Below are 12,949 nucleotides of genomic sequence, written 5' to 3'. Positions count from 1 at the left end.
CCCGCGAGATCTACCAGGTCCTGACCACACCCAGCACTACATCCATCACCGCCGAGCAGCTCACCACCGCTGCTTGACATCCATAAGAGCATCCCGACGGTCGGCGGGGCGGCGGTGTCGTGCCGGGCGGGCGTGGGCGGGCGCGCTTACGATCGCCCGGCACGACCCGTGCGCCCCCCCGACCGAGAGGTGTGCCATGACCGCGGTGGACGACCCGATCGAGCTGCTCGCCCGGGCCCTCGCCCAGGCGGCCGGGCTGATCGACGGCACCGGCGTCGAACTGGCCGGCCACCCGACCCCCTGCCGCTCCTGGGACGTCGGCGACCTGGTCAGCCATCTCCTGGACGACCTGCGGCAGTTCACCCTCCGGGCCGAGGGCGGACAGCCGGACCGGTCGCGGCCCTTCGACCGGGTCGAGGAGGACTGGCTGCACGCCTTCGAGGCCGGCGCCGAGCGGCTGGTCGAGGCCTGGCGAGCCGCCGGGGACCTCACCGGCACGGTCGAGACCCCCGGCGGTCCCCTCCCGGCCCGCTTCCCGGTCGACCAGCAGACCACCGAATTCGCCGTCCACGCCTGGGACTTGGCGCACGCCACCGGCCAGTCCACCGAGGGCCTGGACCACGAGGTCGCGCTCGCCGCCCTCGACTGGGCCCACGGCGCCCTCAAACCCGAGTACCGCGGCGAGGAGGAGCGACAGCACGCCTTCGGCCCCGAGGTCCCCGCCCCGGCGGACGCCCCGGCGTACGACCGGCTCGCCGCGTTCTTCGGGCGCCACCCGGGCTCCTGACGGTCGGGCCCTGACGGCCGGAACTCCCTTTCCTGGTACGGTCTTCGGCCATGGGGGATGACCGGAACCGAGTGTTGGAGGCGGCGCGCGCGTTCGCCGCACATCTGCGGGCGGAGCGCTTCGCCGAGGCCGTCGAGCTGTTCGCGCCACCGCTGCGCGCCGCCGTCCCGGCCGGGACGCTCCGGCTCGCCTGGAGCACCGAGGTCGACGGCCGGGGCGGCGTGACCGCGGTCGGCGAGCCGGTGGCCGAGCCCGACGGCGAACCGGTGCGCGTGCGCATCGCGGTGGGCTGTGCGGACGGCGGCTTCACCGTCGTCACCTCGGTCGGCGCGGACGGCCTGCTGCACGGGCTGCGGCTCGACCCGGGCGAGGGCGGCGGATGGCAGCCGCCGCCGTACGCGGACCCGGCGCGGTTCACCGAGACCGAGGTGCTGCTCGGCGACGGACCGCTCGCCGTGCCCGGCACCCTCACCCTGCCGGTCGGGCCGGGGCCCTGGCCCGCCGTGGTGCTGCTCAGCGGCGGCGGCGCCTTCGACCGGGACGAGAGCAGCGGCCCCAACAAGCCGCTCAAGGACCTCGCCTGGGGCCTGGCCACCGGGCGGATCGCCGTCCTGCGCTTCGACAAGCCGACCTTCGTCCACCCGCAGCGGCTGCCGGCCGGCTTCACCATGGCCGACGAGTACCTGCCGCCCGCGCTGGCCGCCCTCGCGCTGCTCCGGGCCCGGCCGGAGATCGACCCGGACCGGGTCCACCTGGTCGGCCACAGCATGGGCGGCAAGGTGGCGCCCCGGATCGCCGCCGCCGCCGAACCGCCCGTCGCCGGTCTGGTGCTGCTGGCCGCCGACGCCCAGCCGATGCACGAGGCGGCCGTCCGGGTCGCCCGGTACCTGGCGGAGCTGATGCCCGGGCCGCAGACGGAGCAGCTGGCGGAGGCCACGGCCCGGCAGGCCGCGACGGTCGCGGGCCCGGGGCTGACCCCGGACACCCCGGCGGAGTCGCTGCCGTTCGGGCTCTCCGCCGCCTACTGGCTCGACCTGCGCGGCTACGACCAGGTCGCCACGGCGGCCGGGCTGGCCCTGCCGATGCTGATCCTCCAGGGCGGCCGGGACTACCAGGTGACCGTCGAGGACGATCTGACGCGCTGGCGGCACGGGCTCGGCGACCGGCCGGGGGTGACCGTCCGGATCCACCCGGAGGCCGACCACCTGTTCTTCCCGGGCAGCGGGCCCGCCACCCCGGCCGAGTACGCCCGGCCCGGGCACGTGGCGGCGGAGGTGGTGGCGGAGGTCGCGGGGTGGGTGGCCGGGCACCGGTAGCCGCTCGGACAGGGCCCGGGAGTGCGGACCGTAACGGTTCCCTGACAGGGAGCAATTGAAGGCATCCCTCGAATGCTTCCGGACAAGTTATTGATGTGCACATGATGTGAATGTTCGCCCCGGTGTTCTCTCGCTAGGGTCGCACCAGCTCCACGAACCGGCGCCGTACGGTCGTCGTGCGGTGCCGCACGGACCTGCCGATTGGACTGGTGTGACGTGATCAGAAGACCTCGGCGACTGCTGGACCGTTCGTCAACCATCCTGCCGCTGAGAAGACTTGCCGCACTCGCGGGCGTGGTCGCGCTGCTCGCCGCCGTGCTCGCCGGCACCACCGCCGGGACGGCGAGCGCCGCGCCCGCGGCCGCCGCCCGGCCCGCGTCGGCCGCGTGGATCTGCGAAGGCTCCCCGGTCACCCCCGGCTACATCCTGACCGCCTACAACAGCAGCGGCTGCAACGGGAACGGCAGCTGGCTCCAGCAACCCGCGCAGGACGGGATGTGGGCCTGCTTCAACTCGCCGATCCCGGACGGATACGTGCTCACCGCGCACACCACCACCAGCAGCGCCTGCGGTAACCGCGGCGCCTGGTACCAGCGGGCGGTGCGGAACGGGATCGACACCTGTGAGGGTTCACCGATCCCGACCGGGTACGTCGTCACCCGGCACTCCTACGTCGGCTGCGGCGGTCTCGGCTCCTGGTTCCAGCAACTGGCGGCGCCGGGGCTCTGGGTCTGTCCCGGCACGCCCGTTCCGGCCGGTTACCGTCTCGGTGCCTACAAGGCCTCCGCCTGCGACGGCCGCGGCGCCTGGATACTCCTCCGCAACTGACCGGTCCGCACGGCGATGGCAGCCGCGCGGCGACGGCCCGCCCACCCGGAGTCCGGGCGGGCGGGCCGTCGTGCTGCCGGTGCAGCGGTCGGGGGCGGTGGCGATCCGGTGCGCGGTGGTCAGCCGGTAGGAGGAGAGCTGAAGGACGGGAGGGTCGGACCGGTCGGCGTCGAACTTCGGCGGACGGTGGCAGCTGTTGTCAGTTCCTGTCAGGCAGTACCGAACAGGGGAGGTGATCGGGTCAGCTGGCTCCGCCGCCGAGATCGACGGGGCGGCCTCGGAGCGTTTCGACCGGACAGGGAGTCGCCGTGATCAAGAACGTCATGAAGAGGATCGGGCGGCGCGGGGCGACCGCCGCAGTGGTGCTGGCGATGGCGGCCGGTGCGGTGGGCGTCTCGGCGGGCAGCGCCTCCGCCAACGGCTGGTACGTACTCGGGGTCCACCCGACCGGCCACGGCGTGGGCGTCTACCGGGACCCGGACCCCGGGGCGCCCAAGGTCGCCAACGATGTGTACTCGACTCCGGGGTCCTCGAACACCGCGTCAGTGCACCTGCCCGCCGGCCGCCGCGCGCTTGATGGCCGCGCGGATCCGCGGGTAGCTGCCGCAGCGGCAGATGTTCTGGATCTGGTCGATGTCCGCGTCGGTCGGATTCGGGGTGCGGCGCAGCAGGGCGACGGCGGTCATGATCTGGCCCGGCTGGCAGAAGCCGCACTGGGCGACGTCGCAGTCGATCCAGGCCTCCTGGACCGGGTGCAGGGTGTCGCCGTCGGCGAGGCCCTCGATGGTGGTGACGGTGCGGCCCGCGCACTCCTTGACGGAGCGGGTGCAGGGCTGGAACTCCTGGCCGTCGAGGTGGCTGGTGCAGGCCCGGCAGACGCCCACGCCGCAGCCGTACTTGGGGCCGGTGACGCCGAGCTTGTCGCGCAGGACCCAGAGCAGCGGCATGTCGTCCGGGGCCTCGACGGTGACGGGCTGCCCGTTGAGGACGAAGGTGTGGGTGGGCATGGGGAGTTGGGGTCCTTGATTCCGGGAGGTCAGAAGTTGATCGGGAAGGAGCGCGGGCTGGTGCCGGTCGCGCGGGCGTAGGCGTTGGCGACCGCGGCGGAGGCCGCCGGAACGCCCAACTCGCCCGCGCCGCCCGGGGATCCGCTCGGCGGCATGAGGTGGATCTCGACGGTCGGCGGGGTGTTGCGCTGCCGGGCGTAGTGGAAATCGGCGTAACTCCCCTCCCGGAAGGCCCCGTTGTCGAGGTGGTTGCCGGCCTGGAGGATCACCGAGATGCCGTCGACCAGCGCGCCGGTCAACTGGGCTTCCAGTCCGGTGGGGTTGATGACCTGGCCGACGTCGGCGGCGACGACGGCCTTGGTGACCCGGGGGTTGGCCCGGTCGGTGGCGTCGAGTTCGACCAGGTAGGCGGCCCGGGCGCCGTTCTCGTCGTGGTAGCCGACGCCCTGGGCCTGGCCGGCCGGCATCGGCCGGCCCCAGTTGCCGGCCTTGGCGACGGTGTCCAGCACGGCCTGTCCGGACGCGTCGCGCAGCCGGGCCCGGCGGAAGGCGACCTCGTCCTGGCCCATCCGGCGGGCGAGTTCGTCCATCATGATCTCGTCGGCGACCCGCACCATGCCGGAGTACACCGAGCGCCAGCTGCCGGTGTGCAGCTGCAGCGGCACCTCCGCGAGCAGCTGGGTGGGGATGCCGACGTTGTACGGGTTCTTCTCGGTGAGCAGGAAGAAGGCCTGGGCGAGGCTGATCCCGGCGATCGACAGGTTGAACCCGGCTCCGGTGAGCGCCTCGCCCAGGCCGTGCGAGAGGTCGGTGCGGACGGTGGCGGCGCGGTGCTCCCAGCTGAGCACCTGGCCGAGGCCGTAGGTGGCGCGGATCCGGTGGTGGCTGGCCGGGCGCATCCGGCCGTGCCGCATGTCGTCGTTGCGGGTCCACATCAGCTTGACCGGACGCCCGGCGGCCTTGGAGATCTGGGCGGCCTCCAGGGCGGCGTCGAAGAACAGCCGGCGCCCGAAGGAGCCGCCGCCGCGCACCACGTGGACGGTGACGGCGTTCTGCGGCAGGCCGAGTTCGGCGGCGATGGTCTGCTGGGCGATGATCGGGCTCTGGGCGGCGAACCACAGCTCGGCGCGGCCCGGCCGCACGTCGGCGACGGCGGTCAGGACCTCCATCGGGGCGTGGTTGACGAAGGCGAAGTCGAACTCGCCGTCCAGGTACGGGGTGAGCAGCGGCGGCAGCAGGAACGGCGCGTGGGCGGCGCGCAGTTTCGCCTGGACGTCGGCGGTGGAGAGGTCGGCGACCGGCCCGGGGTTCCAGGTGGTGCGCAGCGCGTCACGGGCCTTGAGCGCTTGGTCGAAGGTCTCGGCGAGGACGGCGACGCCGCTGGGGATCTGCACCACGGCGAGCACGCCGGGCATGGCGCGGGCGACCGAGGCGTCCAGGGACTTCAGGGTGCCGTTGACGGTGGTCGGGCGGGCGACCACGGTGGGCGCGGCGCCCGGGACCTGGAGGTCCCCGGCGTACTTGGTGCGCCCGGTCACTATGTCGCGGGCGTCGATGCGGCCGGTCGGCCGGCCGACCAGGCGGCGCTGCCCGGCCGGCTTGGGGGTGGCGGGGACGGCGGGCACGATCACGGCGGCGGCGTCGGCGGCGAGTTCGCCGAAGGCGAGGCGGCGGCCGTCGGGGGCGAGGACGGCGGAGCCGGCGGTGCGCAGGCCGCTCGCGGGAACGTTCCACCGCCGCGCGGCGGCGGTGACCAGCCGGGCGCGGGCGGCGGCGGCCGCGGCCCGCACCGGGTCGTACAGCGCGCGCACCGAGTTGGAGCCGCCGGTGAGCTGGTTGAAGAGCAGTTCGGGGCGGCCGTCGGAGAGCGGCACGTCCACGTCGGTGAGTTCGGCGTCGAGCTCGTCGGCGACCAGCATGGCGATCGCGGTGGTCAGGCCCTGGCCGACCTCCAGTCGGGGGAGGTACAGCGCGGCACGCCCGGCGGGGGTGATTTCGAGCACCAGCAGGTGTGACGTCGGGAGCCCGGCGAGGATCATCGCGTCGCCGAGGTCGAGGACGTCGGGGATGCCCGGGAGGCCGAACAGCTGCGGGGGTGCGGTGGCGGCGCGGGCGGTCGCCGCGGCGGCGGCCGCGGCGGTGCGCTCGGCGGCCTGGGCGGAGGCCGGGGCGGCGGCGTCGAGCCCCAGCCGGGCGGCGACGGTCAGCGTCGGGCCGGCCAGCAGATAGGTGAGGAAGCGGCGCCGCCCGGTGTCCCCGGCGGTGGGTCCGGCCGCCTCGTCCGGGTGGCCGGAGGAGCCCGAGGGCGCGATGGAGGTGCTGATGGGAGGAAACCCTTCGAGCCGGAGACGGCGCCGGATCGGGCGGGCGCGGACGGCCCCGGCCCCGGTGCCGGATCGCGAACGCCGTTGAGCATATGGAGGGTGCTACTGACGGGTCAACACGGTCAATCTTGGCCCTCCGGTCGGGTGGTGGAGGTGTCCGATCCGCTTCCGGCGGGGGAGTCGGAGCGGGTACGGACGGCGCTTCGGCCCGGCGGGCGGGGCCGGAGCGGCGCGGTTTCGGGCCTGTCCGGTGGATCAACGAGGGGCCGTCGTACGGGAGTTCAGTGGTCGTCCGACGGTGCGGCGGGGGGTCGGCCGGAGGGTGCGGCGGGGCCCGGAAGTGGCCCATGCAAACGCAAGATCAATGGACCTGTCGGCCGGTCCACTTCTTCCCTAGGCTGGACGCCGTCCCACCGACGGCCGCCCCGGGTGGTTGCGAAGGTCCGGCCCGCGCGCCCGTCCGCCGGGGGGTCGACGGAGTGTCAGGAGAGCAGTGAGAGCAGTGAGAGAAGTCACAGCAGCGTCGAACCGGAGCCGGACGTCGGCCCACGGCGGCACCCTGCTGCCCCCGGCCGGCCCCCAACGCACCCTCGCCGCAGCCCAGTTGGCGAGCTCGGTGGGCGACGGCGCCTACTACACCTGCTCCGCGCTCTACTTCACCCGGGTCGTCGGCATGTCGCCGACCGCCCTCGGCCTCGGCCTCGCCCTCGCCTGGGCGATCGGTTCGCTGGCCGGCGTCCCGCTCGGCCACCTCGCCGACCGCCGCGGCCCGCGCCGCACCGCCGTGACCCTCGCGCTCGCCGCCACCGTCACCGTCGCCGCGCTCCTGGTGATCCGCTCCTACGGACCGTTCCTGCTCGCCGTCTGCCTCTACGCCACCGCGCAGTCCGGCCTCACCGCCGCCCGGCAGGCGCTGGTCGCCGGCCTGGTGCCGCCCGCCGAACGCACCGGACTGCTCGCCCACCTGCAGTCGACCCTCAACGGCGGACTGGCCGTCGGCGCCGCGGTCGGCGGCGTCGCGCTGACCGTCGGAACCCGGGCCGGCTACCTCGGCGCCTTCGCCGTCACCGCACTCGGCTTCCTGATCGGCGCGCTCGTGCTCCGCCGACTGCCCGAAGTCCCGCCCGCCGCACCGGACTCGGGCACCGGCCCGAAGCTGGCCGTGCTGCGGGACCGGCGCTACGCCGCCGTCACCCTGGTCAACACCGTCCTGCTGCTGCGGATGCCGCTGCTCAGCCTGATCCTGCCGCTGTGGATCGCCCGGCGCGCCCCCGGCCTGGGCTGGCTCGGCTCGGCGCTGTTCGTGCTCAACACCCTGGCCGTACTGGCCTTCCAGGTCCGGGCGGCGCGCGGCGTCAGCGGGCTGGAATCCGCGGTCCGGGCGGTGCGCGCCGCCGGGCTGCTGCTGCTCGCCTCCTGCGTGGTCTGCGGGCTGTCCGCGCTGGACGTCCCGGTGTGGGTGTTCGCCGCCCTGCTGACGGCCGCCGCCGTGCTGCAGGTCGCGGGCGAGATGCGGCAGTCGGCCGGCTCCTGGCAGCTCGGCTTCGACCTCGCGCCGCCCGAGCGGATCGGCCAGTACCAGGGCTTCTTCGGCACCGGCGTGGCCGTCGCCCGCACCCTCGGGCCGCTGCTGCTCACCACGCTGCTGCTGGACGGCGGGCCGGTCGGCTGGCTGGTGCTCGGCGGGGTGTTCCTCGCCGCCGGGTACGCGATGGGCCCGGTGGCCCGCTGGGCGGCGGCGGGCGACCGCGGGGCCGTGCCCGCGTCGGCGCCCGGCACCCCGGCGCCCGGCACCCCGGCGTCGGCCGCTTCGTAGGCCGCTCCGCAGGCGGCCCACCGGCCCCGGCGGAAAACACCGGCCCCGGCGGAAAGCACTGGCCCCGGCCCGCCGCCCGCTGGCATGCTGGCCGCGTGGACCGACCCCAGATCTGGCTTGACTTCGCCCCTGAGCTGCACCTCTTCGTCTCCGCGCCCCGCCGGGCCGGCCGTACCGCGCTGCGCACCGACGGCACCTCCAGCCTCGGTCACGTGGTCGAGTCGCTGGGCGTCCCGCTCACCGAGGTCGGCGGCCTGCTGGTGGACGGCCGGCCGGTGCCGGACTCGTACGTCCCGGCCGACGCCGAGCTGATCAGCGTGGCGGCGGTGGCCCGGCCGCAGCCCTCGCCCACCCCGCCGCGCTTCCTGCTGGACGTCCACCTCGGCACCCTCACCCGCCGGCTGCGCCTGCTCGGCATCGACGCCGCCTACGAGAACCCGGACATCGGCGACGCCGCACTGGCCGCCCGCTCCGCCGCCGAGCAGCGCATCATGCTCTCCCGCGACCGCGGCCTGCTGCGCCGACGCGAGCTGTGGGCCGGCGCGTACGTCTACAGCCACCGCCCGGCCGAGCAACTGCGGGACGTGCTCTCCCGGTTCGCGCCGCCGCTCGCCCCCTGGAGTCGCTGCACCACCTGCAACGGCACGCTGCGCACCGTGCACAAGACCACGGTGCGCGAGCAGCTGCACGACGGCACCGAGCGCTCCTACGACGCCTTCGCCCAGTGCGCGGACTGCGGGCAGGCGTACTGGCGCGGCGCCCACCACGCCCGGCTGGAGGCGATCGTCAGCGAGGCCGTGCGCGACTTCGGTACGGTCGGACGCCCGGACGGTGACGGGGGAGTCGGCAGCGGCGTCGGGGGCGTCGGGGGCGCTGTCTCGGGGTAGCGGCCGCGGAATCCCTCGGGGTTGTCTCGGGGTCGGATACGGACCGCTGAGGATGGCGGGCGCTCCGAGCCGCATGGTCTGATCGTCGGCGGGGGACGAGCCCAGGAACTCCGTCGTACGAGAGAGGCCGGGTCGTCGGATGAACGATCAGTCGAACGATCAGTCGAGAGAACGAGCGGCGCACCAACCCTTCGAGAGCATCGAGACCGGCGACGCCCCCGTGGTGACCGCCCCGGACGGCGCCCTGGTCCGCCCGCTGCTGGTCCTGGACGGGCGCGGCAGCCTCGCCGTGTTCGAGCTGACCCCCGGGCAGGTCACCCGGGCGGTCTCGCACGCCACCGTGGAAGAGCTGTGGCAGGTCACCGCGGGCGGCGGCGAGGTGTGGCGGCGCCAGGACGGCCGGGAGGAGATCCACCGGCTCGGCCCCGGCACGGCGGTGTCGATCCCGCTGGGCACCGCCTTCCAGTTCCGGGCCGACCCGGACGGCGCCGGGCCGCTGTGCATCACCGCCGTCACCATGCCGCCCTGGCCGGATACGGACACCGAGGCGCGCCCCGAGGAAGGCCCCTGGAAGGCGACCGACCGATGAACCGGGGGACGATCGGCCGGGGGACGCTGCGCCGTCCCCTGGTGGCCGCGCTCTCCGCGCTCACCCTGCTGGGACTGGCCGCGACCCCGGCCGTCGCGGACGCCGCCGTCGTACCGCACCTCCAGTCACGGTACGTCACCATGCCCGACGGTGTCCGCCTCGCCGTCGACGTCTACGTCCCGCAGGGCACCCGACCCGGCGCCGCGCTCCCCACCGTCCTGGTCACCCAGCGCTACTGGCGGGCCCGGGTCCTGGCCGGCCAGACGGGCGGCTCCAGCGGCGAGGCCGAGGACTGGAACGCCCGGGGCTACGTCTATGTCGTCGCCGACCTGCGCGGCACCGGCGCCTCCTTTGGCACCCTGACCGCCGAACTGGGCTCCGACGCGGTCGCCGACAGCGGCCCGCTCAGCGACTGGATCGCCGCCCAGCCCTGGTCCAACGGCCGGGTCGGCACCACCGGCGTCTCCTACGGCGGCGACACCGCGATGCTCGCCACCGCCCTCGGCGACCACCACATCGCCGCCGCCGCCCCGATCTCCTACGACTTCGACCCGTACGAGGACCTGGTGCGCCCCGGCGGCCTGCTGATCGAGCCCCGGCTCGCCCCGTACGCGCTGCTGCTGCGCATCCTGGACGGCACCGGCGGCACCACCTGCGAGACCAGCGCCGAGACCCGGCAGCTCTGCGCGCAGGGCGGCCTCACCGGACTGACGCCCCGGCCGGTCGACGGCCCGGACGGCCCGGCGCTGATGGCCGCCGCCCGCGCCGAGCACGCGGACAACGCCAACCTGGTCGAGCTGGCCCACACCGGCGTCCACCGCGACTACCGCAACGGACCGCAGAGTTGGACGGTCGGCAGCGTCGGGGAGAAGACCGACGCGGTCGAGGACGGCGGGGTGCCGGTGCTGACCCGGGCCGGCTGGCTGGACGCGGGGACGGCCAACGGCGTGCTGTCCCAGTTCACCGGCCTGTCCAACACCCAGGACGACTGGATCGGCCCGTGGAACCACGGCGCGGGCTGGCTCGCCGACCCGTTCCGGCCCGCCCGGCGGCTCACCCGGGCCGAACACGACGTGAACGACCAGCGGGTGGTCGACTTCTTCGACCACTACGTACGGGACGGTGCCCGCCCCGACGGCAAGCGGCAGGTGCACTACTACACCTTCAACGAGGACGTCTGGCGTACCACCACCCGCTGGCCGGTGCCCGGCACCCGCACCCGGCCGCTCCGGCTCGGCGCGGGCAACACCCTCGGCGACCAGGCCGGCCCCGCCGGGGCCGACGCGCTGCGGCTGGACCCGACCGCCGGCACCGGACCGCTCGACCGCTGGAACACCAACCTCACCGGGGACGAGGTGAGTTACCCCGACCGCGCCGCCGTGGACGCCAAGCTGCTCAGCTACACCACGGCGCCGCTGGCCGAGCCCACCCGGGTCACCGGCAACGGCAAGGTCGCCCTGGACGTCACCGGCCTGGCCGGCTCGGCGAACGGTGCCCTGCACGTCTACCTGGAGGACGTCACCCCCGACGGCCGGGCCAGCTATCTGACGGAGGGTCAACTCGCTCTCGCCGAGCGGGCGGTGGCCGACCGCGAGGACAATCCCGACTGGCGCCGGCTGCGCACGCCGCGCAGCTACGCGGCCGACGACGCCACGCCCTTCCCGCAGGGACGGGCGCAGCGGGTGGTGATCGACCTCCAGCCGGTCTCGGTGCTGTTCAGGGCCGGCGACCGGATCCGGCTCACCGTGGCCGCCGCCAACCCCGACTCCTTCCAACTGCTCCCGGCCGACGGGCGGGCGAGCTACCGGATCGGGTACGGCGGGGAGCACGGCTCGGTGCTCGACCTGCCGGTGGTCCGGCCGTGAGGGTGAGCGTGAACGGACGGGACGGATAGGACGGACAGGACGGACGTTCAGGGCCGGTGCAGGCCGAGGGTCCAGGTGCGGGTGGAGTAGCCGCCCATCCGGGTCGGGTGGCGCTCCACCAGCGTCGCCGTCAGGCCCTCGGCCGTCCGGTGCAGCGCACCGGTGTAGCGGTGCCGCTGCTCGGGCGGGAGCGGGTGCAGCTCGGCGAGCACGGCGTCGTCCAGCTCCGGTCCGACGGCGCGCAGCACCCCCGCGTCCAGCACCAGCAGGGTGCCGTCGTCCAGCACCAGTGGCGCCGGGGCCTGGGCGTCGGCCAGCAGCGGGCCGCGCTCGACCGCCCCGCCGGGCAGCAGCCGCACCACCCGGCTCCCGGTGGGGTGGCGGCGGTCCGTCTCGACCACCCGCAGGCCGTCGCCGACCACGTAGTGGCCGTAGCTGCGCCAGGCGTCGACGACGGCGCCGTCCCGGTCGTGGGCCCAGGTGTCGAAGGCGCCGTAGCCCTCCAGCCCGAGGACGAAGCGGCCCCCGGCGCCGAGCGCCGCACCGTGCTCGCCGCGCAGCTCGGTCACCAGAGCGCCGTCGGCGAGGTCCAGCAGCAGGGCCGGGCCGAGGTGGCCCCAGGCGGTGTACTCGAAGGAGCTGGTGGTGACCAGCACCCGGTCGGCGGAGAGGTGCGCCGCGTTCGGCCGCCCCGGGCAGGGCCGCCGCCAGCGGACCCGGCCGGCGGCGTCGGTCAGGCTGAGCTCGCCGTCCCCGCCGTGCACCTCCCACCCGTCCCGCCGGGCCAGCGGCCCCTCCGGGCGCCCCTGCGGACGCCCGCCCGGCTCGTGACGGTAGTCCATGACCGTGGCCTGCCAGCTCCCCATGGCCCGGATGCTATCGGCCGGGCCCGAACGACGGGGGCCGTTTCGACGGGTGCCTACGCGGCCCGTACGGCGGACAATCTCCCCAGGCCCAGGCCCAGGCCCAGGCCCAGGCCCAGGAGTCGAGGAGTCGAGGAGGAGGCGACGGTGGAACCCGCCGAGTTCGACGTGATGATCGAGATCCCGCAGGGATCGCGGAACAAGTACGTGATGGACTTCGACGCGGGCCGGATCCGTCTCGACCGCACCCTCTTCACCGCCACCCGCTACCCCACCGACTACGGCTACGTGGAGGGCACCCTCGGCGGCGACGGCGAACCGCTGGACGCCCTGGCCCTCGGCGGCGAACCGGCCGTGCCCGGCTGCCTGCTCAGCTGCCGGGCGGTCGGGATGTGGGTGATGCGCGACGAGCGCGGCCCGGACCACAAGATCCTCTGCGTCCCGGCCCGGGACCCGCGCTACGCCGACCTGCGGGACATCGGCGACCTGCGGGAGTTCGACCTGCTGGAGATCACCCACTTCTTCCAGGTGTACAAGGACCTGGAGCGCGGCGCGTCGGTCGAGGGCTCGCACTGGGCGGGGCGGGACGCGGCGTACGCCGAGATCGCCGGGTCCCGGGAACGGGCGGCCGGGACCCGCTTCGCCGGCCCGGTCTGATCCCGCCCCG

At 74.8% G+C, this 12,949-nt stretch carries 12 protein-coding genes; 9 read left to right on the top strand and 3 right to left on the bottom strand.

All coding sequences use genetic code 11. The features are described from left to right. Window positions 1-196 precede the first annotated feature (196 nt). From ABTZ03_RS34445 to ABTZ03_RS34435, 3 genes are all read left to right on the top strand, one after another. A complete protein-coding gene (locus ABTZ03_RS34445; RefSeq protein ID WP_350517097.1) occupies window positions 197-787 on the top strand; it encodes a TIGR03086 family metal-binding protein in 591 nt (196 codons plus the stop codon). 50 nt (window positions 788-837) lie between these two features. Further along, window positions 838-2,103, top strand: coding sequence for an alpha/beta hydrolase family protein (locus ABTZ03_RS34440; RefSeq protein WP_350517096.1), 1,266 nt, complete (start codon window positions 838-840; stop codon window positions 2,101-2,103). Between the two features lie 216 nt (window positions 2,104-2,319). Continuing rightward, the gene (locus tag ABTZ03_RS34435; RefSeq protein WP_350517095.1) at window positions 2,320-2,931 is read left to right on the top strand and encodes a hypothetical protein; all 612 of its coding nucleotides are present in this window, start codon (window positions 2,320-2,322) and stop codon (window positions 2,929-2,931) included. Window positions 2,932-3,473: 542 nt separating this feature from the next. Here ABTZ03_RS34435 and ABTZ03_RS34430 read toward each other — a convergent pair. Together ABTZ03_RS34430 and ABTZ03_RS34425 are read right to left on the bottom strand one after the other, a co-directional pair. Continuing rightward, window positions 3,474-3,938: a (2Fe-2S)-binding protein gene (locus ABTZ03_RS34430; RefSeq protein WP_350517094.1), complete on the bottom strand. Its 465-nt coding sequence runs from the start codon at window positions 3,936-3,938 to the stop codon at window positions 3,474-3,476. A 29-nt stretch (window positions 3,939-3,967) separates the two neighbouring features. After that, a complete protein-coding gene (locus tag ABTZ03_RS34425; RefSeq protein ID WP_350517093.1) occupies window positions 3,968-5,977 on the bottom strand; it encodes a xanthine dehydrogenase family protein molybdopterin-binding subunit in 2,010 nt (669 codons plus the stop codon). A gap of 28 nt (window positions 5,978-6,005) precedes the next feature. On the opposite strand from ABTZ03_RS34425, the gene ABTZ03_RS34420 reads away from it, so the two are divergent. From ABTZ03_RS34420 to ABTZ03_RS34400, 5 genes are all read left to right on the top strand, one after another. Beyond that, window positions 6,006-6,167, top strand: a complete 162-nt coding sequence (locus ABTZ03_RS34420; RefSeq protein WP_350517092.1) for a hypothetical protein — start codon at window positions 6,006-6,008, stop codon at window positions 6,165-6,167. A 597-nt stretch (window positions 6,168-6,764) separates the two neighbouring features. After that, window positions 6,765-8,078 (top strand): MFS transporter, encoded by a 1,314-nt coding sequence (locus ABTZ03_RS34415; RefSeq protein WP_350517091.1) that lies wholly within the window; start codon window positions 6,765-6,767, stop codon window positions 8,076-8,078. A gap of 95 nt (window positions 8,079-8,173) precedes the next feature. Further along, window positions 8,174-8,965: a Mut7-C RNAse domain-containing protein gene (locus tag ABTZ03_RS34410; RefSeq protein WP_350517090.1), complete on the top strand. Its 792-nt coding sequence runs from the start codon at window positions 8,174-8,176 to the stop codon at window positions 8,963-8,965. A gap of 139 nt (window positions 8,966-9,104) precedes the next feature. After that, the gene (locus tag ABTZ03_RS34405; protein WP_350517089.1) at window positions 9,105-9,554 is read left to right on the top strand and encodes a cupin domain-containing protein; all 450 of its coding nucleotides are present in this window, start codon (window positions 9,105-9,107) and stop codon (window positions 9,552-9,554) included. Next, entirely contained in the window at window positions 9,551-11,419 is a 1,869-nt protein-coding gene (locus ABTZ03_RS34400; protein WP_350517088.1) for a CocE/NonD family hydrolase, read from the top strand. Before ABTZ03_RS34405 ends, ABTZ03_RS34400 begins: the two co-directional genes overlap by 4 nt. 47 nt (window positions 11,420-11,466) lie before the next feature. Here the strand turns inward: ABTZ03_RS34400 and ABTZ03_RS34395 are convergent, their stop codons facing one another. After that, complete coding sequence (locus tag ABTZ03_RS34395; RefSeq protein WP_350517087.1) at window positions 11,467-12,285, bottom strand: hypothetical protein; 819 nt, start codon at window positions 12,283-12,285, stop codon at window positions 11,467-11,469. Between the two features lie 168 nt (window positions 12,286-12,453). Here ABTZ03_RS34395 and ABTZ03_RS34390 point away from each other — a divergent pair, with 168 nt between their 5' ends. Further along, window positions 12,454-12,939 carry an inorganic diphosphatase gene (locus tag ABTZ03_RS34390; protein WP_350517099.1) on the top strand — a complete coding sequence of 162 codons (486 nt, stop codon included), beginning with the start codon at window positions 12,454-12,456 and terminating at the stop codon, window positions 12,937-12,939. Window positions 12,940-12,949: the final 10 nt, after the last annotated feature.

The organism is Kitasatospora sp. NPDC096077, from assembly GCF_040303245.1.
GTDB lineage: Bacteria > Actinomycetota > Actinomycetes > Streptomycetales > Streptomycetaceae > Kitasatospora.
The sequence above is the reverse complement of the archived record's forward strand: the minus strand, read 5'-3'. Positions and strand labels throughout refer to the sequence as shown.